This is a genomic window from Serinicoccus hydrothermalis (assembly GCF_001685415.1).
Taxonomy (GTDB): Bacteria; Actinomycetota; Actinomycetes; order Actinomycetales; family Dermatophilaceae; genus Ornithinicoccus; species Ornithinicoccus hydrothermalis.
The window spans coordinates 664,241-689,527 of the sequence record NZ_CP014989.1 but is presented as its reverse complement, the minus strand read 5'-3'; the positions used below and the strand labels follow the sequence as shown (position 1 = coordinate 689,527).

Annotated in this window: 27 protein-coding genes; 10 read left to right on the top strand and 17 right to left on the bottom strand. The window is 71.0% G+C overall.

The genetic code is table 11. The features are described 5' to 3' along the window. Positions 1-8: 8 nt before the first annotated feature. The 7 genes from SGUI_RS03260 to SGUI_RS03230 are packed head-to-tail and all read right to left on the bottom strand — an operon-like array spanning position 9 to position 8,074. On the bottom strand, positions 9-1,127 hold the full coding sequence (locus tag SGUI_RS03260; RefSeq protein ID WP_066636206.1) for an N-acetylglucosamine-6-phosphate deacetylase: 1,119 nt from the start codon (positions 1,125-1,127) through the stop codon (positions 9-11). Beyond that, positions 1,124-2,602, bottom strand: coding sequence for a glycoside hydrolase family 3 protein (locus SGUI_RS03255; protein WP_066636203.1), 1,479 nt, complete (start codon positions 2,600-2,602; stop codon positions 1,124-1,126). Before SGUI_RS03255 ends, SGUI_RS03260 begins: the two co-directional genes overlap by 4 nt. Beyond that, complete coding sequence (locus SGUI_RS03250; protein ID WP_066636201.1) at positions 2,599-3,420, bottom strand: carbohydrate ABC transporter permease; 822 nt, start codon at positions 3,418-3,420, stop codon at positions 2,599-2,601. Before SGUI_RS03250 ends, SGUI_RS03255 begins: the two co-directional genes overlap by 4 nt. Continuing rightward, positions 3,417-4,322: a carbohydrate ABC transporter permease gene (locus SGUI_RS03245; protein ID WP_066636193.1), complete on the bottom strand. Its 906-nt coding sequence runs from the start codon at positions 4,320-4,322 to the stop codon at positions 3,417-3,419. Before SGUI_RS03245 ends, SGUI_RS03250 begins: the two co-directional genes overlap by 4 nt. Further along, the gene (locus SGUI_RS03240) at positions 4,319-5,614 is read right to left on the bottom strand and encodes a sugar ABC transporter substrate-binding protein (RefSeq protein WP_066636190.1); all 1,296 of its coding nucleotides are present in this window, start codon (positions 5,612-5,614) and stop codon (positions 4,319-4,321) included. Before SGUI_RS03240 ends, SGUI_RS03245 begins: the two co-directional genes overlap by 4 nt. A 40-nt stretch (positions 5,615-5,654) precedes the next feature. Further along, the gene (locus SGUI_RS03235; protein ID WP_237141440.1) at positions 5,655-6,434 is read right to left on the bottom strand and encodes a GntR family transcriptional regulator; all 780 of its coding nucleotides are present in this window, start codon (positions 6,432-6,434) and stop codon (positions 5,655-5,657) included. Beyond that, positions 6,431-8,074: a glycoside hydrolase family 10-like protein gene (locus tag SGUI_RS03230; RefSeq protein WP_066636187.1), complete on the bottom strand. Its 1,644-nt coding sequence runs from the start codon at positions 8,072-8,074 to the stop codon at positions 6,431-6,433. Before SGUI_RS03230 ends, SGUI_RS03235 begins: the two co-directional genes overlap by 4 nt. Positions 8,075-8,154: 80 nt before the next feature. Between SGUI_RS03230 and SGUI_RS16970 the strand changes: the two genes are divergently transcribed. The 4 genes from SGUI_RS16970 (at position 8,155) to SGUI_RS03210 (ending at position 12,822) form a co-directional block, all read left to right on the top strand. Then, positions 8,155-10,074, top strand: coding sequence for an N-acetylmuramic acid 6-phosphate etherase (locus tag SGUI_RS16970; RefSeq protein WP_083190464.1), 1,920 nt, complete (start codon positions 8,155-8,157; stop codon positions 10,072-10,074). Continuing rightward, the gene (locus SGUI_RS03220) at positions 10,071-11,240 is read left to right on the top strand and encodes an anhydro-N-acetylmuramic acid kinase (protein WP_066636184.1); all 1,170 of its coding nucleotides are present in this window, start codon (positions 10,071-10,073) and stop codon (positions 11,238-11,240) included. Before SGUI_RS16970 ends, SGUI_RS03220 begins: the two co-directional genes overlap by 4 nt. Beyond that, positions 11,240-12,025 (top strand): glucosamine-6-phosphate deaminase, encoded by a 786-nt coding sequence (gene nagB, locus SGUI_RS03215; protein WP_066636180.1) that lies wholly within the window; start codon positions 11,240-11,242, stop codon positions 12,023-12,025. Before SGUI_RS03220 ends, nagB begins: the two co-directional genes overlap by 1 nt. Positions 12,026-12,093: 68 nt before the next feature. Continuing rightward, positions 12,094-12,822, top strand: coding sequence for a VOC family protein (locus tag SGUI_RS03210; protein WP_066636176.1), 729 nt, complete (start codon positions 12,094-12,096; stop codon positions 12,820-12,822). A gap of 16 nt (positions 12,823-12,838) precedes the next feature. On the opposite strand, the gene SGUI_RS03205 is transcribed toward SGUI_RS03210, so the two are convergent. The 4 genes from SGUI_RS03205 to SGUI_RS03190 all read right to left on the bottom strand — a co-directional run bounded on the left by SGUI_RS03205 (position 12,839) and on the right by SGUI_RS03190 (position 15,821). After that, positions 12,839-13,183, bottom strand: a complete 345-nt coding sequence (locus SGUI_RS03205) for a hypothetical protein (protein WP_157621712.1) — start codon at positions 13,181-13,183, stop codon at positions 12,839-12,841. Between the two features lie 64 nt (positions 13,184-13,247). Beyond that, positions 13,248-13,454, bottom strand: coding sequence for a DUF6290 family protein (locus tag SGUI_RS03200; protein ID WP_157621711.1), 207 nt, complete (start codon positions 13,452-13,454; stop codon positions 13,248-13,250). Between the two features lie 285 nt (positions 13,455-13,739). Beyond that, positions 13,740-14,687, bottom strand: a complete 948-nt coding sequence (locus tag SGUI_RS18290; protein ID WP_066636170.1) for a cold-shock protein — start codon at positions 14,685-14,687, stop codon at positions 13,740-13,742. Between the two features lie 87 nt (positions 14,688-14,774). Continuing rightward, positions 14,775-15,821, bottom strand: coding sequence for an NAD(P)-dependent alcohol dehydrogenase (locus SGUI_RS03190; protein ID WP_066636168.1), 1,047 nt, complete (start codon positions 15,819-15,821; stop codon positions 14,775-14,777). Between the two features lie 207 nt (positions 15,822-16,028). On the opposite strand from SGUI_RS03190, the gene SGUI_RS03185 reads away from it, so the two are divergent. Continuing rightward, positions 16,029-16,508 carry a hypothetical protein gene (locus SGUI_RS03185; RefSeq protein WP_157621710.1) on the top strand — a complete coding sequence of 160 codons (480 nt, stop codon included), beginning with the start codon at positions 16,029-16,031 and terminating at the stop codon, positions 16,506-16,508. 27 nt (positions 16,509-16,535) lie between these two features. Here SGUI_RS03185 and SGUI_RS03180 read toward each other — a convergent pair whose 3' ends face one another. The 3 genes from SGUI_RS03180 to SGUI_RS03170 are packed head-to-tail and all read right to left on the bottom strand — an operon-like array spanning position 16,536 to position 18,010. Continuing rightward, a complete protein-coding gene (locus SGUI_RS03180; RefSeq protein WP_066636164.1) occupies positions 16,536-16,982 on the bottom strand; it encodes an NUDIX hydrolase in 447 nt (148 codons plus the stop codon). 45 nt (positions 16,983-17,027) lie between these two features. Further along, positions 17,028-17,675 (bottom strand): hypothetical protein, encoded by a 648-nt coding sequence (locus tag SGUI_RS03175; protein WP_066636155.1) that lies wholly within the window; start codon positions 17,673-17,675, stop codon positions 17,028-17,030. Further along, the gene (locus tag SGUI_RS03170) at positions 17,672-18,010 is read right to left on the bottom strand and encodes a PadR family transcriptional regulator (protein WP_066636152.1); all 339 of its coding nucleotides are present in this window, start codon (positions 18,008-18,010) and stop codon (positions 17,672-17,674) included. The genes SGUI_RS03175 and SGUI_RS03170 overlap by 4 nt, the downstream gene beginning before the upstream one ends. 122 nt (positions 18,011-18,132) lie before the next feature. On the opposite strand from SGUI_RS03170, the gene SGUI_RS03165 reads away from it, so the two are divergent. The 5 genes from SGUI_RS03165 (at position 18,133) to SGUI_RS03145 (ending at position 20,857) form a co-directional block, all read left to right on the top strand. Then, positions 18,133-18,645, top strand: a complete 513-nt coding sequence (locus tag SGUI_RS03165; RefSeq protein ID WP_066642678.1) for a hypothetical protein — start codon at positions 18,133-18,135, stop codon at positions 18,643-18,645. A gap of 161 nt (positions 18,646-18,806) precedes the next feature. Then, entirely contained in the window at positions 18,807-19,265 is a 459-nt protein-coding gene (locus SGUI_RS03160) for a hypothetical protein (RefSeq protein ID WP_066636133.1), read from the top strand. Positions 19,266-19,315: 50 nt separating this feature from the next. After that, positions 19,316-19,774, top strand: coding sequence for a luciferase domain-containing protein (locus SGUI_RS03155; protein WP_237141439.1), 459 nt, complete (start codon positions 19,316-19,318; stop codon positions 19,772-19,774). An 87-nt stretch (positions 19,775-19,861) separates the two neighbouring features. Beyond that, positions 19,862-20,353: a DUF2975 domain-containing protein gene (locus SGUI_RS03150; RefSeq protein ID WP_157621709.1), complete on the top strand. Its 492-nt coding sequence runs from the start codon at positions 19,862-19,864 to the stop codon at positions 20,351-20,353. A gap of 153 nt (positions 20,354-20,506) precedes the next feature. Then, positions 20,507-20,857 (top strand): PH domain-containing protein, encoded by a 351-nt coding sequence (locus SGUI_RS03145; RefSeq protein WP_191090939.1) that lies wholly within the window; start codon positions 20,507-20,509, stop codon positions 20,855-20,857. A 149-nt stretch (positions 20,858-21,006) separates the two neighbouring features. Here SGUI_RS03145 and SGUI_RS03140 read toward each other — a convergent pair whose 3' ends face one another. From SGUI_RS03140 to SGUI_RS03130, 3 genes are all read right to left on the bottom strand, one after another. Next, positions 21,007-21,861: a DUF2268 domain-containing putative Zn-dependent protease gene (locus SGUI_RS03140; RefSeq protein WP_157621708.1), complete on the bottom strand. Its 855-nt coding sequence runs from the start codon at positions 21,859-21,861 to the stop codon at positions 21,007-21,009. Positions 21,862-22,665: 804 nt separating this feature from the next. Then, on the bottom strand, positions 22,666-23,832 hold the full coding sequence (locus SGUI_RS03135) for a spermidine synthase with an N-terminal membrane domain protein (protein ID WP_066636122.1): 1,167 nt from the start codon (positions 23,830-23,832) through the stop codon (positions 22,666-22,668). Between the two features lie 63 nt (positions 23,833-23,895). Then, complete coding sequence (locus SGUI_RS03130; protein WP_066636115.1) at positions 23,896-25,104, bottom strand: M20 metallopeptidase family protein; 1,209 nt, start codon at positions 25,102-25,104, stop codon at positions 23,896-23,898. Positions 25,105-25,287: the final 183 nt, after the last annotated feature.

Here is a 25,287-nt window from a genome sequence, read left to right as displayed (position 1 = left end):
AAGGGCGGTCAGCTGTCGTGCAGGATCTCCCCGCCCCGGACGACCAGCCGGGTCTCGAGGTCGGCGTCGAGCCCGACGAGGTCGGCGCGGCCGCCGACGGTGATCTTCCCGGCGTCGAGCCCGAGGGTGCGCGCCGGGTCGCTGCTGGCGGCCACGAGGGCGTCCTCGGGGGCGAGCCCGGCGCCGACGGCGCGCTGCACGGCCCGGCTCAGGGTGAGCGTGCTCCCGGCGATGCTCCCGGTGTCGACCGAGCGCGCGACGCCGTCCACGACGTCGACCTCCATCGAGCCCAGCGCGTAGCGGCCGTCCTCGGCGGCGGCCGCGGCCATCGCGTCGCTGATGAGCACCATCCGCGCCCGCGAGCTGCGGTGGAGCAGGTCGACGACGTCGTCGTGCAGGTGCACGCCGTCGACGATGAGCTCCAGGGTGAGGCGCGGGTCGCCGAGCGCGGCGATGACCGGGCCGGGGTCCCGGTGGTGGATCGGGCGCATCGCGTTGCACAGGTGGGTGACGACCTCCGCGCCGGCGTCCACCGCGGCGCGCAGCTGGTCGGCGTCGGCGTCGGTGTGCCCGACCGCCACGACCACCCCGGCGCCCACCAGCCGGTGGATCGCCTCCAGGCTCCCGGGCAGCTCGGGCGCGATCGTCACCATGCAGATGCTCCCGCCACCGGCCTCCAGCACGGCGTCGATCTCGGCCGGGTCGGGGTGCCGCAGCACCGCGGGGTCGTGCGCGCCGCGCCGGGCCGGGTTGAGCCACGGGCCCTCGAGGTGGATCCCGGCGATCATGCGCCCGCGCACCAGCGGCGCCAGCGCCCGCACCTGGGCGAGCAGCGTGTCCGGGGCCGCGGACACCAGCGAGGCGACGACGGTGCTCGTGCCGGCGCGGTGGTGGGCCAGGGCCGCGCGGCTCACCTCGTCCGGGTCGAGGGTCGCGAAGCTGTGCCCACCGCCGCCGTGGCAGTGGATGTCGACGAAGCCGGGGGAGAGGAAGGCGGTGTGCCGGTCCGCCGGCTCGCCGGGGGCGCCACGCCCCACCCGCAGGATCCGGCTCCCGTCGCACAGCACCCAGCCGCCGGAGAGGGTGCCGTCGGGCCAGAGCACCTGCTCCGCGGAGATCAGCCTCACCGCTCACCCCCGGCGCCCCGCAGGGTATGCGCCCCGGCCAGGGCGCTGGCGTGGCCGCCGCCGAAGGTCCGCACGACGCGGGGGAGGGCCAGGTCGGCGGGCAGCTCACGGATGCCGGTGTGCACAAGTGCGTCGGCCCGGCGCAGGAGTGCGCGGATCGCGGGGTCGTCCCACTGGCTGTGGTCGTCGCTCACGAGGACAAGTGGACCACGGTCGGTCCCCGCGGTCACGTCTGCCACCCCGCCGGTTTCGCCTTCGAGGACCTCGGCGACCGCCCGGCTCACGACCTCCTGGCGCGCCCCGCTCGCGATGTTGCCCTTGGTGCTCAGCGCGACCACCTCGGCGCCGGTGAGGTCGGCGCCCTCGCCGGTCGCCGACACAGCCCGCGCCGCGACGGTCAGCCCCGCGTCGTCTGCCCCGGGATGGGGCATACCGTCGCCCCGGTCCGCGCGGCGGGCGGCGTGCCGTGCGCCCATGTCGCGGACCCGGCCGGCGGCCTCGCGCAGCCGCTCGACCGGCAGCTCGCCGTCGCGGACCGCGGTCACGACCGCGTCGACCAGGCGCGCGGTGTCGGCGGCAGCGTCGTAGTCACCGGGGAAGACCGGGTTGCCGATGCACAGCAGGTCGGCCCCGGCGACGAGGGCGAGCACCGCGCTGCGCTCCCGGCCGTAGCGGTCGGCCACCGCCTTCATGTCCAGCGCGTCGGTGCACACCACCCCGGAGAAGCCGAGCTCCTCCCGGAGCACCCGCAGCACCGACGGGTTGAGCGTCGCCGGCAGGTCGCCGTGCCCGGGCACGACGAGGTGCCCGGTCATCACGGCGTCGGCACCCGCCCGGGCCGCCGCGGCGAAGGGCACCAGCTCACGGTCCGCAAGCGTCTGCGCGTCGACGTCGAGCACGGGCAGGTCGAGGTGGGAGTCGAGGGTCGTCGACCCGTGGCCGGGGAAGTGCTTGGCGCAGGACAGGACACCCGCGTCCGCCAGCCCCTCCACCGCCGCGACGACGTGCCGGGCGACCAGGTCGGGGTCCGGGCCGAACGAGCGCACCCCGATGACCGGGTTCTCCGGCTCGGTGTTGACGTCGGCGTCGGGCGCCGCGGTGAGGTCGATCCCGGCCGCGGCGAGCTGCTCGCCCAGCCACCGGTATACCGTCCGCGTCGCCTCCGCGTCGTCGACGACCCCGAGCGCCCAGGCACCCGGCCAGGGCGAGCCCTCGGCGTGGTGAAGGCGGGTGACGGTGCCGCCCTCCTCGTCGGCGCACACCAGCGCCTCGGCGCGGCGGGCGTGGACGGCGCCGGTGAGCGCCCGCACCTGTTTCTCGTCCTCGACGTTGTGACCGAAGAGCCATACCCCGCCCAGGCCCTCGTCGAGCAGCTGCTCCAGCCAGGGCGGCGGCGTGGTGCCGACGAAGCCGGGCGCGAGCACGCCGAGCGCGTCCCGCCGCAGGTCCTCGGCGGGGAGGTCGGTCTGGTTCATCCCTTGGTCGCTCCTGCCATGAGGCCGCCGGACAGCCGGGACTGCACGGCGACGAAGAAGATCATCACCGGCACCGTGATGACCGAGCTCGCGGCCATGACCGCGCCCCAGTCGGTGCCGCTGCGGGTGAAGAAGGTGCGCAGGCCGACGGCGGCGGTATACATGTCGTCGTCCGCCATGAAGGTGAGCGCGAAGATGAACTCGTTCCACGCCAGGATGAAGCTGAAGACGCTCACCGCGACGAGCCCGGGGGCGACGAGCGGGAAGAGCACCTTCCAGAACATCTGCCACCAGCTCGCGCCGTCGAGGTAGGCCGCCTCCTCCAGCTCGACCGGGACCGCCGCCACGAAGCCGCGCAGCGTCCAGATCGCGAAGGAGAGGCTGAAGGCGATGTAGACCACCGACAGCCCGAGCAGGCTGTTGAGCAGCCCCAGGGTCTTGGCCTGCAGGAAGAGCGGGATGACGAGCGCCTCCATCGGCACCATCTGCACGATGAGGATCATCATGAGGATCTTGGTGCGCCCGGAGAAGCGGAAGCGCGCCACGGCGACCGCGGCGAAGAGCGCGAGCAGCCCGCTCGCGACGACGGTCACGACGGCGACGATGAGCGAGTTGAGCAGGTAGTCCGGGAAGCGGGTCTGGGTGAAGATCCGGGCGAAGTGCTCTAACGAGATGCCGGCGGGTATGACCCCGCGCCCGCCCGCGTTGGCGGCCGGGTCGACGGCGGTGCCGAGCATGACGAAGACCGGGAAGATGCTGAAGACGACGACCACGAGGCTGGCCAGCACCAGCCCGCTGCGTCCGAGCAGGCGCCTCACAGCTCCTCCTCCTTGAACAGGGTGCGCAGGTAGACCGCGGTGATGACGAGCAGCAGCAGCGTCAGCAGCACCGCGATGGCGGCGCCGAGGCCGAACTTGTTCTGCGACATCGCGGTGATGTAGCTCCAGGTGCCCAGGTTGAGCACCTCACGGTTGGAGCCGTCGCCGCCGGGCATGAGGTAGATCTGGGTGAACACCTTGAAGTCCCAGATCGTCGACAGGATCGTGACGATCGCGAAGACCGGCTTGAGCATCGGCACCGTGACGTGCCAGAAGCGCTGCCAGCCGTTGGCGCCGTCGATCATCGCCGCCTCGGGCAGCTCGGAGGGGATCGTCAGGAGCCCGGCCAGCACGGTGACCGCGACGAAGGGGAAGCCGTGGTGGACGACGTTGAGGGTGGCGATGGCGTAGAACCAGCCGCGCTCGGTGAAGAGGTTCTGCGTGGCGACGTCCACGAGACCGAGCTGGCCGAGCAGCCCGGTGAGGAAGCCGGCGCGGGCGTCGAAGAGGTAGACCCAGACATACGTCCCGGTCACGGCGGGGACGGCCCAGGCGGCCATGACCGACATCGTCACCAGCGCCCGCCAGCCGGGCGAGAGCCGGTGCAGCAGCAGCGCGACGAGGGTGCCGACGAGCACCGTCAGGACGACGCAGACCAGCGCGAAGACGACGGTGTTGGGCAGGGCGACCTTCCACAGCCGCTCGTCGGTGAGGACGTCGCGGTAGTTGTCGAAGGCCACGAACTCGGCGCCGCCGCGGACCAGCTCGCGCAGGCCGAAGTCCTGGAAGGACAGGATGCCCACCCGGACCATGGGCCACAGCAGCAGGATGCCGATGACGGCCAGGGTCGGCGCGAGCAGCAGCCACGGCCGCCGCGCCGACCCCAGGGCGGGCGAGCTCACGAGCCGAAGATCTCGTTCATCTCGTCCGAGGCGGTGGTGGCGGCGTCGTCGACGCTGGCCTTGCCGCCCAGGATGGACTCCATCATCGCCGGGATCGTCTGCGCGCCCTCGACCTGGCCCCACAGCGGGGTGACCGGCAGGGTGGCGCTGCCGTCGACCATCTGCTGGGCGAAGGGGGCCACGAGCGGGTCGTCGGCCTCCTCGAGCTGGGTCAGCAGGTCGGTGGTCGCCGGGAAGAAGCCGGTCTGGTCGCCCCACTTCTGGGCGAACTCACCGGTGGTCATCATCTGCACGAAGGTCCAGGCGAGGTCCTCGTTGTCGGTCGTCTCGAAGACCGACAGGTGGGAGCCGCCGGCGAAGGAGGGCGACATGCCGCCGTCCGGGCCGGGGATCGGGACGACGCCGAGCTTGCCCTCGAGGTCAGGGTTGGCCTCGATGATCGACTTCGGCGTCCAGGAGCCGCTGATGATCATGCCGGCCTCGCCGCGGGCGAAGGCGTCGCGGGTGTCCGCTTCGTTCCAGGTGCTGGCCGCCGGGGTGGACAGGTCGTGCTCGCCGGCCAGGCTCTCCAGGAAGGTGAGGCCCTCCTCCGACTCCGGCGAGTCCAGACCGGAGGTCCAGGTGTCGCCGTCCTGCACCGCGACCTCGCCGCCGGCGCCCCAGATGAAGGGGGTCGTCGTGTGCGTCGAGTTGGGCACCGGGAAGGGGATGAGGTCGGGGTCGGACTCCTTGAGCGCCTCGCCGACCGTGACCAGCTCGTCCCAGGTCGTGGGCGGCTCGACGCCCGCCTCCTCGAGCAGGTCGGTGCGGTAGATGATCGAGCGGACACCGGCATACCAGGGCGCGCCGTAGACGGCGTCGTCGTAGGTGCCGGCGTCGAGCACGCTGCCGACGTAGGCGTCGCCGAGCCCGGCCTCCTCGATGTGGCCGGAGAGGTCCATGAGCGCGCCCGCGTCGCCGAACTCGGGGGTCCAGGTGGTGCCCACCTCCGCGACGTCCGGGCCGGTGCCGCCGGCGATGGAGTTGGTGAACTTGTCGTGCGCCGAGGCCCACGGGACGAACTGGATGTCGAGGGTGGCGCCGGTCTCGTCCTCGAAGGCGGTGCTCACCTCGTCGAAGAAGGCGGTCGGGTCGGGGTTGGTGCCCTCCATGATCCAGACGGTCAGCGTCTCGCCCGAGGCGTCGCCGCCGCCGTCGCCGCCCGAGCCGGAGCCGGAGTCGTCGCCGCAGGCGGACAGGGTGAGCGCGCCGGCGGCCGCCAGCGCGAGCAGGGCGCGGGATGTGCTCTTCATGGTGTGTCCTTTCGAGGGGTGCCGCTGGGGCGGGGTGGGGTCACCGGCGCTCGCCGGTGGAGGTGGGGAAGATGTCGACGAGGATGCGGTAGCGGTCGCCGCGGTAGACCGAGCGGACGAACTCGGTGACGCGCCCGTCGGCGACGCGTGAGGTCCGCTCGAAGAGGAAGGCCAGGGAGCCGGGGTCGGTGGCGAGCTGCTCGGACTCCTCGGCGGTGATCAGGTGCGGCTCGATGGTCTGGGTCGCGGCGGTGATCGTCAGGCTGTAGCGGGACTCGAGCAGCTGGTAGAAGGAGGAGTCCTCGAGGTCGGCGCCGGTGAGCCCGGGCACGAGGTCGCCGGGGACGTGCAGGTCCTCCAGGGCCATCGGCTCGCCGTCGGCGGTCCGCACGCGCCGCACGTGGACGAGGCTCGCGGTCGGCTCGATCCCGAGCACGGAGCCGAGCATCATCCCGGCCGGCTGCTCCCGCGCCCACACGGTATGCGCGCCCGGTGCCATCCCGCGCGAGCGCATGTCGGTGGAGAAGGAGGTGGCGGACAGCTGCTGGTCGACGCGCGCCGGGGCGACGAAGGTGCCCGCGCCGGGCCGGCGGATGAGCCGGTGGTCGGCGACGAGGGACTCGACCGCACGGCGCAGCGTCATCCGGGCGACGCCGAGCTCGGCGGCGAGGTCGCGCTCGGCGGGCAGCGGCTCGCCCGGGCTCATGGGGGCGATGAGGTCCTCGAGCCGCTGTCGGACCACCTCGGCCTTGCCCACGCGGGCGCCGGCCGCGAGCCCCGCGGCGGGGGCGGCGTCGCTCGTCGTCGCCTCGGCGCTCACCGGCCGCGCCTCGGCTTGGAGGCGGGGGACTGGGTGTTGTCGGTCGACAGGGCGGTGACGACGTAGACGTCGTGCTTGTCGCCGTCGGGGTCGACCCAGTCGGTGTCGCCGTCGCCGAGCACGGCGACGAGGGTGTCGGCGTTGAGGTCGTCGCAGTCCACGCGGCCGGGGCCGCGGGCGTCGTCGACCCGGTAGACGGCGAAGCCGGCGTCCTCGCCCGCGTGCGACCAGGACAGGCGGGTGCCCTCCGCGGCGCGTGCGGTGCGCAGCTGGGTGGGGGCGGCCACCTCCTCGGTGGTGCCGGGGTGGAGCGCGGGCGGCAGCGCCGGGTTGGCGTAGTGCGCCTGCTGCAGCAGCGGCCAGTGGTCCAGCCGGTTGGCCCGGACGTCCTTGGCCGAGAAGTAGACGTCGCCGGTGACCTGGGGGTACTGCTCGTTGAGGTCGAGGTGGCGGACCATCTCCTGCGGGTCGGACCACTCCGGGCTCTGGGTGGAGGTGCCGACCTTGTAGGTCGCCTGCCCGATCCACAGCGCCACGTCGGTGCCCTCGACCTGATCGCTCCACCAGGGGACGAGCACGTCGTAGGCCGCGGGCTCGAAGCCGATCGCCCAGTAGACCTGCGGGAGCACGTAGTCGAGCCACTCCTGCTGCACCCACAGGCGGGTGTCGGCATACAGGTCGTCGTAGGTCTGGGCGCCGGCGGTGGTGTCCGAGCCCTCCGGGTCGGTGCCGGCGTTGCGCCAGACGGCGAATGGGCTGACGCCGAAGGCGACGTGCGGCTTGGCCGCCTCGATCTGCTGGTGCAGGCCCTCGATGAGCTGGTTGACGTTGTCGCGGCGCCAGTCGCCGCGGTCGCTGAAGCCGTCGCCGTAGGCGGCGAAGCTGTCGTCGTCGGGGAAGTCCTCGCCGGCGACGGGGTAGGGGTAGAAGTAGTCGTCGAAGTGGACGCCGTCGATGTCGTAGCGCTCGACCGCCTCCATGATGACGGCGGTGGTGTGCTCGCGGACCGCGGGGACACCCGGGTCGTAGTAGAGCTTGCCGCCGTAGGGGACGACCCAGTCGGGGTGGACCCGGGCCGGGTGGTCCTCGGCGAGCACCGAGGGGTCGGTGCCGGTGAGGGTGACGCGGTAGGGGTTGAACCAGGCGTGGAAGTCCAGGCCGCGGGCGTGCGCCTCCTCGACGGCGAAGGCCATCGGGTCCCAGCCGCCGAAGTCCGCGCCCTGCTCGCCGGTGAGCCAGGCGCTGCTCGGCTCGAGGTCGGAGGGCCAGAAGGTGTCGGCCGTGGGGCGGACCTGCACGACGACGCTGTTGAGCCCGGAGGCGAGCGCCTCGTCGTACCACGCCTCGAGCTCGGCCTGCGCCTGCTCCGGGCTGAGGCCAGGCTGGGACGGCCAGTCGATGTTGCCGACGCTGGCGATCCAGACCCCGCGCATCTCGTGCAGCGGCGCCTCGGGCGCCGGGGTGCAACGGGTGAGGGTCGCGGTCGAGCGCTCGCCGGTCGATCTCTCTGCGGAGGAGCCTCCCTCGGTCGCGTCGTCGGAGGCGAGCGCGGGGGCGCCCAGCGCCAGGGTCGCGCCGAGGGGGAGGGTCAGCGCGAGGGCCACCCGGTTGCGGGTGCGTCGGCGGTTCGGCTGGGGCATGTGCTCTCACGTCCTTGTCAGAGGCATCTCTAGACCAACGGTGCTAGACCAACGGTCCAGAGATTGGCATACTGCCTCCCGTGGTGTCAACGACGACGAGATCTGACGGCGAGTCGCCCAGCCTGCTGGCGGTCGACCTGGGCAAGACCGGCGCGCGCGTGCGCTGGTGCGGACCCGAGGGGGTGCGCGAGAGCGAGGGGCCGGGGGTGGTCGGCCTCGCTGCGGCCGACGGGGTGGGTGAGGTCGTGCGCGCCCTGCGCGCGGCGCTGGACGCCGGCGGTCTGGACGTCGGGCGGGTCGACGTGCTGGCCGTGGGACTGGTGGGCTACCACGCTGCGAGCGCCCGGCGGGGGGCGCTCGCGGCAGCGGTGGTGCGTGAGTTCGCCGACGTCGCCGTCCTGACCGGGGACGTGACGACGACCTACGTCGGTGCGCTCGGCGACCGTCCCGGGGTGGTCGTCGCCGCCGGGACCGGGGCCGTCGCCCTGGGCGCGGACGCGCAGGGGCGGACCGCGGTGCGCGACGGCTGGGGGTTCCTGCTCGGGGATGACGGCAGCGGGTATGCCGTGGGTCGCGCCGGCCTGCGCGCCGCCCTGGAGCACCGGGACGGCCGGGGCGGGTCGGCGGCGCTGGAACGGGCGGCGACGGAGCGCTTCGGCCAGCTCGTCGGGCTGCCGGCGGCGGTCCACTCCGCGGAGCACCCTTCGCGGCTCATCGCCTCCTTCGCCACCGAGGTGGCGCGGGCGGCGCAGGAGGGCGACGAGGTGGCACGGCAGATCTGGGAGGACGCCGCAGCGGCGCTGGCGCGGACGGCGCGGGCGTGCCGCGAGGCGCTCGACCCCGGGCTGCCGGTCTGCCTGGCAGGTGGGCTGGCCGGGGTGGGCGCTCTGCTGACCGAGCCCTTCGCGGCCGCGGTGGGCGGGGAGGTGGTCTCTCCGGCCGGGACCTCGCTCGACGGGGCGGAGGCGCTGGCGCGTCAGGTGTGGTCGGGCCGGGTGAGCCCGGTCGTGGCGGACCAGGTGAGCGTCGTGCGCGCCTCCGGGAGCGCGGCGGAGGGTGCCGTGGTCGAGGGAGATGCGGACGGGGTGGAGGTGCCTGAGGTCATCGGCGCGCTCGCGACCGAGGGGGTGCGGGAGGACCTGCTCGACCTCGACGAGCGCGACTCCGCGGCGGTGCTGACCGAGCTGTGGGAGGCCGAGGCGACCGTCGCGCCCGCGCTGCTGCGGGTCGTGCCGACCGTGGCCCCCGCGGTGGACGACATCGCCGAGCGGCTGCGCGGGGGAGGGCGGATGTTCTACCTCGGGGCCGGCACGCCGGGCCGGCTGGCCTTCGTCGACGCCTCGGAGCTGCCACCGACCTACGGCACCACGCCCGACCTGGTGCGGGCGCTGCCCGCCGGCGGAGTGGAGGCGATGGTGCAGGCGCGCGAGGGCGCCGAGGACGACGGGCCGGCCGGGGCCGAGATGGTGCGCGGCGCCGGGGTCGGCCCGGACGACGTCGTGGTCGGGATCAGCGCGTCCGGGCGGACGCCCTACGTCCTGCACGGGCTGGCCGAGGCGTCGTCGAGGGGTGCGCTGACCGTCGCCGTGTCGGGCAACAGCGGGGCGAGGGCGTCGGCCGGGGTCGACCACGCGATCGAGGTGCCGACGGGGCCGGAGGTCATCAGCGGCTCCACCCGGCTCAAGGCGGGCACGGCGCAGAAGATGCTGCTCGGGGCGCTGTCGACGGCGGTCATGGTGCGACTGGGCAAGACGCACGGGCCCTTCATGGTCGACATGCAGGCCTCCAACGTGAAGCTGCGCGACCGGGCGGTGCGGATGGTGCAGAGGGTGACCGGCTGCGGGGCGGACCGCGCGACCGAGGCGCTGGAGTTGTCCGGCTGGAGCACCAAGGTCGCCGTGGTCATGGTGCTCGGCGACCACGACGCCGACCGGGCGCGCGAGCTGCTCGCCCGGGGCGGCGACTCGGTGCGCGGGGCGCTCGGGCAGGTGCACGCGTGATCGTCCTCGGGGTCGGCTCGGGCACGAGCGTCGACGGCATCGACGTCGTGGCCCTCGACCTGGAGCTGCGCGGCGAGGTCGTGCAGGCGCGGATCCTGGGCTCGGGGACCGTGCCCTTCGACGACGCGCTGCGGGAGGAGGTGCTCGCGGCATACCCGCCGGGACAGGTCGGGATGGAGCAGGTGTGCCGGCTCGACACCGGGCTCGGCCAGGCCTTCGCCGGGGCTGTGGCGGGGCTCGGCGCCGAGCTGGCCGGGGGAGCGCCCGACCTCGTGGCCTCGCACGGGCAGACCCTCTTCCACGACGTCGTGGACGGGCAGGTCGCCGGGACCCTGCAGCTCGGGCAGCCGGCGTGGATCGCCGAGCGCACGGGTAGACCGGTGGTCTCCGACCTGCGGGTCGCCGATGTCGCTGCCGGTGGGCAGGGTGCGCCGCTGGCGAGCCGGTGGGACGCGCTGTGGCTCGGCGGGCAGGGGCATACCTGTGCCGCGCTCAACCTCGGGGGCATCGCCAACGTCACCGTGGTCGGCCCGCAGGAGGTGCTGGCCTTCGACACCGGGCCCGCCAACGCGCTGGTCGACGCCGTGGTCGCGCGGCAGACCGCGGGGCGGGCGCGCTACGACGCGGACGGCGCGGGCGCCGCGGCGGGGAGCGTGGACGAGGGGCTGCTCGCGGTCCTGCTGGCGGACGACTACTACCGGCGGGAGCCGCCGAGGACGACCGGCAAGGAGCGCTTCAACCTCGGGCACGTCGACGCCGCGCTGGCCGCGCGCGGTCGCCCCGTCGCGGACGCCGACCTGCTCGCGACGCTCACCGCGCTGACCGCCCGCACTGTGGCCGACGCGCTGGCGCCGTTCGCGCCGCAGGAGGTCGTGACCAGCGGCGGCGGTGCGCACAACCCGACGCTGATGAGGATGCTCGCCGAGGCGATGCCGCAGGTGCGGGTGACGACGAGCGAGAGCCACGGCATACCGGTCGACGCGAAGGAGGCCTGCCTCTTCGCGCTGCTCGGCTTCCTCACCTGGCACGGCGTGCCCGGCACCCTGCCCGGCGTCACCGGGGCCCGCGAGGCACGCCTGGCCGGGCGCATCACCCCTGGTCACGGGCCGCTGCGGCTGCCCGAGCCCGCGGAGGTCGCCCCGACGCGCTTGGAGGTGGTGGGCTGATGGAGGTCGTCATCTGCCGCGACGAGGAGGAGATCGGGCGGCTCGGCGCCGACGTCGTGAGCCGGCTCGTGCGGACCCGGCCGGAGGCGGTGCTCGGCGTCGCGACCGGCTCCAGCCCGCGCCCGGTGTATGCCGAGCTCGTCGCCCGGGTGCGAGCGGGCGAGCTCGACCTGTCCGGGGTGAGCACGTTCTCGCTGGACGAGTACGTCGGGCTGCCCGAGGGACACCCGGCGAGCTACCGCACCGAGATCCGGCGCGAGCTGACCGACCCGGCGGGCATCCCCCCGGAGCGGGTGCACAGCCCGCAGGGGAGCGCGGGGGACCTGCCCGCGGCGGCGCGGGCCTACGAGAAGCGGATCGCGGCGGCGGGCGGCGTCGACGTGCAGCTGCTCGGGATCGGCAGCGACGGGCACATCGCCTTCAACGAGCCGGGCAGCTCGCTCGCGAGCCGGACCCGGATCAAGACCCTGACCCGGCGGACGCGGGAGGACAACGCGCGCTTCTTCGACGGCGACACCGACGCGGTGCCGACGCACTGCCTGACCCAGGGGCTGGCGACGATCATGCAGGCCCGGCACGTCGTGCTCGTCGCGACGGGGGAGGGCAAGGCGCGGGCGGTCGCCCAGCTCGTCGAGGGTGCGGTCTCTGCGCGCTGGCCCGCGACCGTGCTCCAGTGGCACCCGCACGTCAGCGTGCTGCTCGACGAGGCGGCCGCGGCCGGGCTGGGGCTTGCCGGGTACTACCGGGAGGCGTGGGCGAACAAGCCCGACTGGCAGGGGCTATGAGACGCAGCCCCTGGTGGTGTCCGGCTGGCGGACCGCCGCTGTCCTCCGGACGGCCTAGGGTCACGACCATGCGGCTGGAGAACATCGTCATGCAGGCCCGGGACCCGCAGGCCACGGGCCGGTTCTGGTCGGCGGCGCTCGGGCTCGAGGACCTGAGCCCCGGCAGCCCGGACGACTACGAAGGGCGGCTGCGGATCGACGACGACGTCTGGCTGGACGTCTGCATCGAACCGGTGACCGAGCCACCGCCGCCCGGGTGGCGCCTGCACCTGGACCTGCGCGGCGGTGCCCAGCAGGCGGAGGTGGTGGAGCGGCTCCACGGACTGGGCGCCAGGCATACCGACATCGGACAGGTGGACGTGCCGTGGGTCGTGCTCGCCGACCCGGACGGCAACCCGTTCTGCGTCATGGAGGAGCGCGCCGCCTATGCCGACACCGGGCCGATCGCGGCGCTGCCGCTCGACAGCGCCGACCCCGCGCGCGACGCCGAGCTGTATGCCGCGATCACCGGCTGGGTCCCGGTCGAAGGGGTCGGACTCGTCACGCTGCGGCACCCGAGCCTGCGCGGTCCGCTGCTCGAGCTCTGCCCCGAGCCGGAGCCGAAGGTGCGGCAGAACCGCGCGCACCTCGACGTCCGGCCGACGCCCGACGGGCCGGACCAGCGCGGTCTGGTCGACCTCGCCCTCTCGCTCGGCGCCTCCCTGGCGAGCGAGGACTGGGCGCAGGAGCACCCGTGGACGGTGATGCGCGACGTGTCGGGCAACGAGTTCTGCGTGCTGGCCGACCCCGAGGACTGACGCGGTCGGGTCGGGGTCAGGACGGCTCTCTCGGTGCCGGCCAGGCCAGCGGCACCACCGCGGCCGTGACGACACCGAGCACCCCGGCGACCAGCACGCCGGCGCCCACCAGCGCGGCGAGGGCCGTCACCGCTGCCGCGAGGAAGAGCTGCACCACCTTGCGCCAGCCCGCCTGCTCGGCCGTCACGCGGCCGCGACCTCGGGCGGGAGGGATCAGCGCGGCGGCGACGATGACGACGACCGCGACGGCGAGCGCAACCGGTCGTTCGTCCGGCTCCACGAGGCGGCGCAGGGCGCGCAGCAGCGCCCACAGCGAGATGACGGCCGCGAACCACGCCACACGCGAGCGCAACCAGGTCATGCTGCCCACGCTACGGGCATAGCTGGGAGTGGCGGGGTCGGGTCATGCAGCCATGACGCGCAGCTCAGGCGCTCTCCTGGTCCAGCCGCTCCAGGATCCAGGAGCGCACGAGCGTGGATGCGGGCAAGTGCTTGGCGTCGGCCACGCTCTGGACCCTGGCCTGCTCTTCTGCGCTCAGTCGGACGGAGTAGACCTGCGACCGGTTCGGCCGCTTGCCCTGGGTGTGCGTCGGATAGGGGTCGTCCTTGGTGAGCTCAGACTCCTCACGCATCTCGGAGATCAACTTGGGATCAACTATCTTGGCCATCGTCGAGTCCTTCCTCGTAGATCTGGAGGTCGACCCCTGTGGCCGGCCAGGCGTTCACTCCGTGGAGGTCGCCGTCAAGATCGCGGTACGCGCTCACGACTCGATGAACCTAGAGGCACCTATGCGAGTCTGAACCATCTGTAGAAGAACGTGACAGCGGTTTCCAGGACGCTGACGCGGAGCAAGGACTTCGCGCCTGGCCACGCGACGGGCATACCCGGGGCGAGCGGCATACCGTCCGCCGACGGACTAGAGCAGCTCGACCCGGTCGGCCTGCGGTCCTCGGTCGCTCTGCCGCACCTGGTAGCGCACCCGGTCACCCGGGTACAGCGTCTCGCCGTCGCGCAGGACGGAGACGTGCACGAAGAGGTCCGCGCCTCCGGCGTCCGGGGTGATGAAGCCGAAGCCCCGGTCCGCGTCGTAGCGAGCGACCACGCCCTGGCCGCCGCGGGCCGGGCCGTCGGACGTCCGCCGCGGGCCCGAGCGGGGGCGCGGGGAGTTCGAGCGCGCGGGTGCGCCCCGACGCGGCGACCCACCGACGAGCCGCACGTCGCGAGCCTGCGGGCCCCTCTCGCTGTCGACGGTGTCGAAGGTCACCCGGTCACCCTCGTCCAGACCGGTGAGGTCGGCGGGCAGTGCTCGGGCGTGGACGAAGACGTCGGGGCCGCCCGTCTCGGGAGCGATGAAGCCGAAGCCCTTGTCGTCGTCGTACCAGGACACGGTGCCGTCCGCCCCGTCCGAGGGTCCGGGCTGCCCGGCGCCCTGGCCTGCCAGGGGGAGCAGGTGGTCCGCCTGCGGCCCCTTCTCCCCGTCGACGACGAGGAAGGCGACCCGCTGGCCCTCGGAGACCAGACCGCCCGGCACGATCGCCGAGCTGTGCAGGAAGATCTCGTCACCGCCGTCGTCCGAGGTCACGAAGCCATATCCCTTGCTCGGCTCGTACCAGGAGACCGTGCCGAGCAGACCCAGCGGGGCGTCCGCGGGCTGCTCGGCCGTGACCCTGACGCGGCGCGCCTGCGGGCCCCGGTCACCCTCGCCGATCTCGAACTCCACGACCTGGCCCTCTCGCAGGACCCTCGTCGAGTCGTTGCCGACGATCTCGGACGCGTGCACGTAGAGGTCCTCGGCGTCCTCTGCGAGGGCGATGAAGCCGAACCCCCGGTCGGCGTCGAACCACCGCACGGTTCCTTCGGTCACGACAGACTCCTCGTTGTTGTGGCGATCGGCATCCTCCTAGTGTGGCCGACGCCAGGGAAGCGAGCGATCCGCCCCCGCCTCAGCGCCTCACGACTCGTGCGGCACGATGACGGCGCGCGCGTCGAGCTCGCCGTCCCGGAGGCGTCGGTATGCCTCGAGCCCGTCGTCCAGCGAGTAGCGCTCGATCGCGGGCGTGATCTGGCCGGCGCGGTACATCGCCACCACCTCGTGCAGGTCCTCGATGGTGCCCCAGTAGGTCGAGGAGAAGTTGACCTCGTAGGGCACGGTGAAGAAGTTCCAGGGGAAGGTGCCGCCGCCGATCCCGACGATCGTGACAGAGCCGCGCTGGGCGACCGTCGCGCCGGCGAGCTGCATCGTGGCATCGACACCGACGATGTCGAAGACGGCGTCCACGCCACGGCCGCCGGTCAGCTCGCGGATCCGCTCGACCTGGCCCTCGCCGGAGGGCACCGTGACGGCGCCCAGCTCCTCGGCGGCCGCCATGGCCGCGGGCTTGGAGTCCGTGGCGATCACGGTGGCGCCGGTGAGCGCGCGCAGGATCTGGACGGCCACGAGCCCCAGGCCGCCCAGGCCGATCACCAGGGCGGTGCGGCCGCCGCCGTCCAGGTGGGGAAGCACCCGCTTGATGGCGTGGTAGGGCGTGAGGCCGGCGTCCGCGAGCGGGGCCGCGGCGACCGGGTCGGCGTCGCCGAGCGGCACGAGGTTGCGCGCCGGGACGGCGAGGTACTCCGCCATGCCGCCGTCGCGCCCGAGCCCGGCGGCGGCATACCCGACGGTCTGGGGCTGGGCGCAGTAGGTGTCCTGCCCGCGCGAGCACGCGGGGCAGCGGCCGCAGCCGATCGGGCCATAGACGAGGTAGGCGTCGCCCTTCTCGAGGCCGGTGACGCCCGGTCCGAGCTCCTCGATCCAGCCGGAGGTCTCGTGACCGAGGACGAAGGGCGGGGTGAGCAGCCCGGTCGGGTCGGACTGGAACTCGGCGAAGAGGCCGACGTCGGAGTGGCAGGCGCCGGCGCCCGCCACCTTGAGCAGCACCTCGCCGGGGCCGGGCGTCGGGCGCTCGACCTCCCTCAGCTCGGGGAACGTCTGGTAGTCGGTGAAGACGATCGCGCGCATGCTTCTCCTCCGTCCGGATCGGCCGGTCTGCTGACCACGGCGGCCAGGCGGGGAGCCCGGGTCGATCTACTACCTATGGTAGGGGATAGCGCGGGGTGGATGAGCCTGGGTCGGACCGCCTCGGGTGGGTGAATCCCGAAGTGGGATTCACTGGGGAGCCTGGCCCGCGGTTGTCTGGGACGATCTTGAGTGGAAGAGCGGAGAGCCATGGATGGTGGCGACGGTATGCCGGTCAGCGACGTGGATGATGCAGCCGCGGTCGCTGCGCTCCGCCGAGCCGCGAAGAAGCAGCGCGTGCTGATGCTGCCCGTCGTGCTGGTCGCCGCTGGAATCTGGGCGGCGTTCATGGCCGTCGTCAACTCGTGGTCTCTCGCGGTGGCCGTGCTGGGGGCGGCCATCTTCGCCGTCTTCATAGGGCTGGCCTGGTGGTTCTTCACGATGCCGACCTGGGTGCGGCGGCCTCCCAGCGTTCTGGCGCACGGCGTCGTGATCTCGGTGAAGCTCGGCGTCCTGCACATTCGCGCCGGGGACGAGGTGCTCGTCATCGGGCGCGGTGGCGTGACGTCTGAGCTGGACGAAGGGGACTCCGTCCTGGTCACGCAACTCCATCGGCGGAACGCCGCAGTCGTCGTCATGCACGAAGACCGAGGCCCGGTCGTGGTGCCGGCCACACCGCGCCAGCTGTGACACATGGCGGTCTTCGGCTCGGGCTGACTAGGGAAGCCGCTCTTCGAGGATCTCGACAGCCAGGTCGACGATGTCGGCTCGTGGGTGCAGGTCGGGGACGTCACTGAGGGGGAACCACTTCGCGAAGTCTGTCGTGCCGCCCGACTCCGTGGTGCCCAGTTCACCGGCGGTGATGGCGGCGTCGAGCAGGAAGCGCTGTGAGCGCAGGGGTCGGCGGGAGGCGGTGCGGGGGACCGTAAAGTGGTGCTCGGCGACAATCTGTCCGACCGTCACCGTGTAGCCGGTCTCCTCGAACACCTCACGCACGACAGCGTCATGGATGGACTCGTCGAACTCGACCCCGCCACCTGGCAGCGACCATGCGGCATTCTGTGCTCGAGCTCCTCCGTTGAACCACGTGAGCAGGACCTGCTGATCGTCCGTGGTCAGGAGTGCATAGGCGGCCAACCGGGTGTCGTACTCGGTGAAGTGCACGTCGGAACGCTACCGCTCTGGTGTCGAGAACAAGCTCAATACAGCCTACTGTCGGGGGCGCGCTGCGGATCGGGCGAGGCGGACGATCGTCCAGATGTAGATGGCCAGCCAGAGAACCGCCGCTGAGATGAGAAGGATGTCCATCGTGGTGAGGCCCCTTTCGTCACCGGGGCATACGCTCGCACCCGCCTCGTCGGTCGTACAGGCAGGCCCCTCCACGACTAAGAAAGCCATCCCGGCCCCAAGGATCGGGAACCAGACGGATAGTCCCAGGACGAGGAATCCCCAGACCTTCTCGGTCAGGGTCCACCGCTGCGCCAGGATGAGCAGGATGAGCCCGCCCACCCACAACAAGATGTTGATCACGGGGAGCCAGAACAGCACGGCAGCAGCAACGAGCGCCAACAAGGCCCCTATCTCGCGCGCAGGCGAGGTCTGGTCGACGGGTTCGGTGCGCCGGCCTGGCCCCGGCGGTGCCCCTCCTGCCGCGTCCACCAGCAGGGCGGGTTCGCCCAGTCGGTCGAGCACCTGACGCACCGATGCGTCGTTCGGTTTGTCCGGGAGGGCTTCGGTGAGGTGCTCTCGGATCTGCGCCTCGAGCTCTCGCCCTTCGTCGACGCGTAGCCGGACGGTCTCTGCATGCAGCCGCTCGAGATAGTCCTGGGCCAAGGGGTGTTCCTGTCCGGTGGTCATTTCTGTGCCTCCCGCGTGAGGATGTGGTCGACCGAGAGCTTGAACGTGGTCCAAGAGCGTACGAAGTCGTCCAGGACCGCTCGGCCATGTCTCGTGAGGGCGTAGTACCGCCGGGGTGGGCCGGTCGGGGACTCCCGCCAGACGGTGCTGACGAGTTCGTCCTTGCGAAGCCGACTGAGCAGTGGGTAGATGGTGCCTTCGCTGGCGACCAGGCCGGCTGCGGACAGTTCGACCACGAGGTCGTACCCGTAGCGTTCCTCGTCGCTGAGCAGTGCCAGGACGCAGTACTCAAGAACCCCCCGCCGAAGCTGTGTGACCGCCCTGTCGGTTGCCATGCGTCACAAGGTAGCGGCATCTATCTTGCAGTGCAAGGTTGTGTCGCTCGCTGATCTGCGTCGGGTCGGATGGACACGGCTGGACCCGATGCCGATAGCCAGTGCAGAGAGGATGGGTGACCATGACGGACGCGCTCGGCGTGGAGGACCGCACCATTCGGGTCGGTGGGCGGCGCCGAGACGAGCTCATGCGCGCTCTGCAGACAGCGGGCATACGGCTCAACGTCCACGCCGAGACGCTTCTTCGTCACACGGTCTTCGACGACCCTGCAGGACAAGACCTGCGCTTCGTCGAACGGACTGTGCATGAGCTCGGGCTGGCGACCGGTGGCACGCAGTTGCAGGTGTTCGACGCCGCACGAGCGGCGGGACTTCACTTATGCCCCATGATCAGTGGCCCGTTCCTCCGACTGGCCACACTGGGTCAGCCCAACGCGCCAGACTCCATCTTGTCCGCTGGAAGACCCCCGACCGGCGCCGTCCATATCGCGTCCGAGGCGCTCAGCGACGATGAGGCATACCCCAAGGGTTTCTACCTGCGCATGGTCGACGACGAGGCATGGTTGAGGGGGTACCGCTGCGACGACACCTATCGCTGGGGCCCAGAGCAGCGGGTGGCCCTGGTCAAGCCATAGCTGACGCTCGTGTCGAAATGGGATTTCTGCCGAGGGGGCAAACCCGGTGCTGGTCTAGCGTTTGTGGTCGCGAGCAGGATCGGGCAGGGTGGTAAGGCACACAGGTTCACACTCTGACGTGCAAAAGAGCACCAGCAGAGTGGCTGGAGGAGGCGTAACCCATGGGCTCGAAGCGTGAAGTGTTTATGCTCGCCCGGATACCCGTGCTGTTGATTCTTCTGCTGGCGATGGGATCCGTTGCGGAGGCCAAGATGTCGGCGCTTGCCATGATTTCGATGGAGGACTACTGGGGGCCGTGGGCGATCTCGCTTGTTCTCAGCCTCGTCTTCGTCGTCGTGGCCTTGATCGGTCGACGTCTGCCGCATCGGTGGCTCGTGCTGGCGGTCGAGGCAGTGGTCGCTGCCGTCATCGCCATCGTGCCGCCCATAGCCTGGGTCCTGTGGCTCGGTATCGGCGGATCCTGGGTCACCGCGATGACCTATGGGGACGCGCAGCCGCTGGCAATCACGTGGCTGACCATCGTCGGGTTCCGTGCCTTCTACCAACTGCGTGATCACCCGACCTCTCGGGAACAGCACCGTCGCACAAGCACGAACTCAGTCCCGTCGGATGCGCGCTGACGGTCCTGCTCCGTGGCGAGTCGTGCTGCAGGGCCCGATACAGTCGTCAGGTGCACCTAGAACCACGGGTTGGAGCCCGGCCGGCCACGTCCTCGGAAGGCCCGCATCGGCAGCTTGATCAGCAAGCGCCGCCGGCGATCTGGGGTGAGCTGGTCGCTCAGGTCTTCACGCTCGAGGGCGTCGTTGAGGGCATCAGCCAGGTTTCTCCCGTTTCTTCCAGAGCGGTCTACCTAGTGGATCTCGATGAAGAGGCTGGTCCTGGAAGGTCACTGGCGCCCGGGGGGCGCCTCGAACCGGTGCATCTGCATGGCGTGCAGGACACGAGCGTGCACTTGGTGCTGCCGATGGCTCGTGGTGAGGAGCTGGTGCCCCTGGGCTGGGCTGAACCGCAACAGTACGCGGACTTCGGCACCGAGTTCTTGATCTTCGGTCCCCGCGATGGCGATGAACTCGGCACGGTGCTTTCTATCATCGAAGAGAGTCTCGCCTTCGCTCGCTCAGCCGCCTGACATCGCCCGAGTAGCCGACGACCCATTCGTGGGCACTGGCTGGTGCTCGTCAACAGATCCGCAATTGTTGGCGGGTTAGACTGACCTATGGCAGCTCCGGACGTAGTAGCAGCCCGAAGGCGGGCCCAGTGGGGCATTGAGGAACTCCCGCGACCGGCCTGGGTTCGACACCGGTGGGTGCTTCTCGGGATCGCGGCGATACTCGCGGTCGCGCATGTATCACTGCCCTTGTGGGCGGAGTCGTTTGCCACGAGCTTTCCCGAGGTTGACTATCTCAGGGTTCCCTTCCTCGTGATCCTGGGTGCTTGCGCCGTCGCTGGCGAGCTCGTCCTGCTGATCGTGTGGGCGCTCGCTCCGGCGCTGGGTTCCGCGTCACGCCTGACGCCGGGGCAGCACGTGGCGCTGGCTCTCGCCGTCGTCTTGCTGCTGGCAGTCGCGATGGCATTCGCAGGCGTCAACACCTACTTGAGCTCCATCGAGGCGAACCCGCCCTTGGTCTTCCTGGGGTTGCTGGTCGGCTCGCTCGTATGCGTGTCTGTGGCAGTGGCCTTCGCGTACGCCCAGTGGCACCGCCGGTAGGGCCGATGGGCGCACGGCACTCCTGGCCCGGTGGCGGTATCTCAGGATCGCCACCGGCGGTGCTGAGAAGGAGGTGGGCCGTTGAGGCGTACCGATGACGGGGACTCGTCCAGATGGGGAGGCCCGCGCTGGCTGGGCCGGTTGGGATGGATCTTGCTCGCGGCGACCCTGGTGATCTTTCTGATCTCAGTGGTGTCACAAGGCGCGCTCACGTGGGGCTCGCTGGGGCGCGCTCTGTCGGGCCTGACGGCTGTCGGCGTGATCGTGCTCTCGCGGCTCGGTACTCGTGCCACGACGAGCGACCTGGAGACGACGGGACGGGGCGTGCGGGCCCGCCGCATCCCGTGGGAGCAGGTGAGCGACCTGTGGGCCGATCAGCCGAACCGGTGGGCCGAGGTCGTGGAGGCGCACCTGGTGGATGGCTCGACCGTGCCCCTGGCGGGCGTCCCGCCGGCAGACCTTCCCCGACTGCAGGAGCTGCGTCAGCGGGCCACGCCTGGATAGTGGCGGGCAGGCACCGAGCGCAGGAGCTGAGAGATGTGGGCGTCCGCCCATGGCATAGGAGCGATGCGAGTCGGAGCCCAGGACTAGGGCATGGCAGATCTGGCGGTCGCAACCGAGCGCAGATGCTTGAGCGCATATCGGAGTCCGGGTCAGGATCGACCCGTCAGGAGGGCGCTGGCTCGGAGGCTTTGGACGATGCGGTCTGGCTGCCAGCCCAAGAGCTCGTCGAGTTCGGTTCCGGCCTGCATGACCTCGGTGACAACCTGATCACCGATCCAGTACCCGGCGCGGCTGGGCCACGGTTGGTCCTCAGTGACTCCGACGAACGCGTAGGTGAGGGTGGCGTCGCAGACCTCCAGATTGCGCAACAGCGTCGGGGCGATCTGAGGTAGGGCCGTCCGGCACTGCTCGGGCCAGTCGTAGCCGGCCACGAAGAAGTAGTGGTGGGCGGGCCGGTCGGGCAGCAACTGGCGCGTAGCGGCGACGGCCAGCCCCTCGAGCCAGATGCGCAGACCGAGGTGGTTCTCCAGTTCGGCTCGCCGGGCCAGGGCGGGCAGTAGGGCTTGCAGGTGGACCACGTGGACGAGCTCGTGCACCACCAGGATGTCCTCATAGCCCTCAGGTGGCAGCAGCTCCAGGGCGACGAACAGGACCGGAGTGCCGTCGACGGGTCTGACCCAGGCGTTGGAGTGACCGGTCCCGACCATCAGCGTCACGTGAAGGTCGGTGCCACCAGGCAGTAGACCCAGGCCTTCGAAGTCACTGGCGGCATGCTCGAGGGCAAGTAGGGCGCGCGCTTCGCGCTCGCGGACCTCGGGGGCCAGGTCGGGCACGAGCGCTACGGCGGCGGGGCGACCGTCCCGGTGTCCGTAGCCGGCGTAGTACATCTCGAACAGATCGGCATGCGCCTGCTCGTACTCCCTGACCCAAGCGCGCTCACGATCGCCCGGTGCCACGTCGAGCAGAGCGAGGTATTCGGGCACGGTCGAGGTGACGTGCAACATTCCGGCACTGTAGATGTGGACGTCGCGGTGAGGCGGCCGAACGGCGCGGGCCACCTGGCCACGTGGCACTAGCGCGGGCCCGCGGACGGCGGCAGTAGCGAAAGTTGGCGGCGCACCACCGGGGTCTACTTGCAGCCCTTCGCGAACCCGTGAGGGAACGACCTGAATGGAAATCCTCCTTCGCTCGCGACGGTGTGCGATGGCAGCGTTGACGTCGTCTGGGTGAGGATGCACGGTATGGGGTTCGCGGGTGTGCTTTTCGACTTCCACAAGACACTGGTGGTGGCCGGCTCGCTCGAGTCGTGGTTGCGCCAGTCCGTCGATGCCTCGGTCTAGGACGATGTCGCGGACGCGGAGATTCTCGCGGCGCTGCGGTCGGTCTGGGCCCGGGCAGCTCTCCGCTATCCAGACACGCGCTGGGTTCTGGACCCGGGGCTGCACCGTGCCGTCTTCCGAGAAGTCCTCATGCGTAAGGCCAGCTGCACCCGGACGCTGGCGGACATCCTTTACGACACGATGTCCGACCACTGGGTGGCCGTCCCGGGCGCCATCGAGCTGCTGGAGCGACTGAGGGCAGGCGGTCACCGGATCGGATGGTGTCGAACACGGGGATCGACCTTCGACCACGCCTGGCGGAGCTGGGCCTGCTCGCATACTCGACACCGTCGCCCTCAGTTTCGAGGAGGGACTGGTCAAGCCTGACCCGCAGATCTTTCGGCTCGCCGCCGACTGACCACGGCTCGCAGTGCTGGAGCAGACGCTAGCCGTCGGGATGACCGACGTCCGGTATGCCGTCGGGCGGCCTCACAGGAAGCTGACCAGGATGCTCGCGATGACGACGGATCCGGCGCTCACGGAGGTGAACCCGCCCACCAGCATCGCCGGGAGCATGGCGTCGGTGAGCTGCTGGCGCTCCTCGTCGGTGCGGCCGGTGGAGCGTGCGACCTCGTTGGTGAGGAGGTAGTCCGCCGGGAAGCCGTACATCGCGGTGAGAGCGACGGACATGCCCAGCATCGGCCGCCACCGCAGCAGCTTGGTGGCGATGAGTCCGCCCAACAGGATGCCCGTTCCGCCGATGAGGAGGATCGCGACCATGGGCACCAGGGCCGCGAGCACGTCGGCCAGAGAGGCGGTGAGCAGCGGGGCTATGACGATCGCGACCACCCCGGCCATCGCGATGCCGAAGGAGCTGGACTTCTCCATCGCGCGCTCGGGTGTGAGGCCGATCGCGGTCGAGGCGATACCCAGCAGCAGCGCGATGATGGATGAGGGGATGTTGGTCGGGCCAGCGAGAAGAGTGGCGACCGAGCCACCGACCAGGATCAGGAAGAGGACGAACAACTCATTGCCGGCGAGAGAGTCCGGCAGGGTGACAAGCTTCTTCTTCGTCGTCGTGTCCACATGCTGTGCCTCCGTCGCGAGCCTCGTCAGCTCACCGCTCTCGCGGAGGCTGAGCGCGTAGCGGCGGAGCAGGAAGTTCGTCAGGGGCATCGCCGGCAGGGACTGCATCATCAGCACGAGCGAGGGCAGGACGATGATCGCGGTCGAGACCTCGGCAGCCGTCAGACCCTGCGTCGTGAGTCCGGTAGAGACGATGCCGCCGGCCAGCGGCCCCGCGCCCGCGACGAAGTGCTCGAAACTGAAGAGCGGGATGATGGTCGCGGCCAGCAGGAGCACCGCGCCGAGCATGCCGGCGAGCGCGATGACCACCGACCGCCACTGCTGCAACATCGTCCGCAGCGGTATGAGAGAGCCCATGTGGAAGAGCAGGGGCCCGACGAGGATCACGTAGACCTGCGTCAGCAACGACTGGTCGACAGTGTCCGTGGGGATGAGCCCTAGTTGCGCGAAGACGAAAGCCCCGAGCATCGCCACGAGGAGGCCCGGGACGCGCGCCTTGGACCATATCGAGACCAACTCGCCCAGCGCGATGAACGCCAGGATGATGGCCGCTGCGTAGATGGGTTCCATGGAAGTGCCTCTCTGTTGCTCCGGGTCACCGCGCCGGGAGTTTCAGTGACAGGTGGATGCGTGTCAGACGTCCCGGACGGTGCGCGCGAACGCCAGCGCTGCCAGGGAAGCCGCCTGGTCCGCGAGGTGTGCATCGTCGAACAGCACGTGCGGGGAATGGTTGAAGGCGGCGGTCTGCGGATCGATCTCCGGCGGAGAGACCTGAAAGAAGTAGAAGGCGCCCGGAGCGTTCTGCAGGACGTAGGAGAAATCCTCAGAGCCCATCAGTGGGTCCTTGGTCTCGACGGCTCGGTCCTCCCCGAACACCGTGCGGAGCGTGGCGAGGGCGAAGTCCGCTTCGCCAGGGTCATTGATGGTCGGCGGGTAGAGGCTCTTCCAGTCCACCTCAGCGGTGCAGCCATGACCAGCGGCGACCGACTGCGCGAGTTCGGCCGCATACCGGGGGAAGGCTTCGGTCGTGCCCTGCGAGAGGGTGCGCACGGAGGCCCCCATCGATGCCGAGGCCGGGATCACGTTGATGGCGTCGCCTGCGGAGAGGTTGGTAATCGAAGCGACCACGGGATCGAAGACATCGAAGCGGCGAGAGATCATCACCTGCAGGGCCTGACAGAACTCCAGGAGCGGTGGCACCGGGTCGAGCGCGCGGTGGGGCTGCGAACCGTGTCCGCCCGCGCCGTGGAACGTGATGCGCAGTTCGTTGGCCCCGGCAAGGATGGCGCCTCGGCGGGTGCCGAACACACCGGGTTCGCCAGGTAGCACGTGGACACCGTAGGCCGCGTCGATCCGGGCGCCGGCGGCGTCGAGCACACCCTCGGCGATCATCGGTGCGGCACCCCCTGGCCCCTCCTCCCCGGGCTGGAACATGAAGACGATGTTGCCGGCCAGCTCATTCTGGTGGGCGGCCAGCAGCCTCGCCGCGCCCACGAGGCCGGCGGTGTGGAGGTCGTGCCCGCACGCGTGCATGTTGCCATTGGTCGAGGCGAAGTCGTGACCGGTCTCCTCGGCGACGGGCAGCGCGTCCATGTCCCCGCGGAGGAGGACGGTGGGACCGGGGTTCGCCCCGCGCAGGACCGCCACGATCGAGGTGAGGGCGGTGCCCGTCGTGATCTCCAGGGGCAGACCATCGAGGGCGGCGAGAACGCGCGCCTGGGTCTGGGGCAGGTCGTTGCCGAGCTCGGGTGTCTGGTGGAGGCCACGCCGCAGCGCGGTGAGGTCGTCGGCGAGGGCGCGAGCCTCGCTGGGGAAGTCAGGAAGAGCGGAGGTGGACGTCATGGGTGTGGCCTCCGGGTGAGGGTCTGAGCCGGCCGTGCCTCTGGTGCTACGCCCGGACAACATACATGGCGCACTGCGCAGGATCAGGGAGACGCGACTGCTGCGTGGCTAGGTGGTATCCGATCTGGGGTGCTGCAGGCACGGTCGAGGAGATGTCGGCACGTGGGTGCCAGCGCCATATCG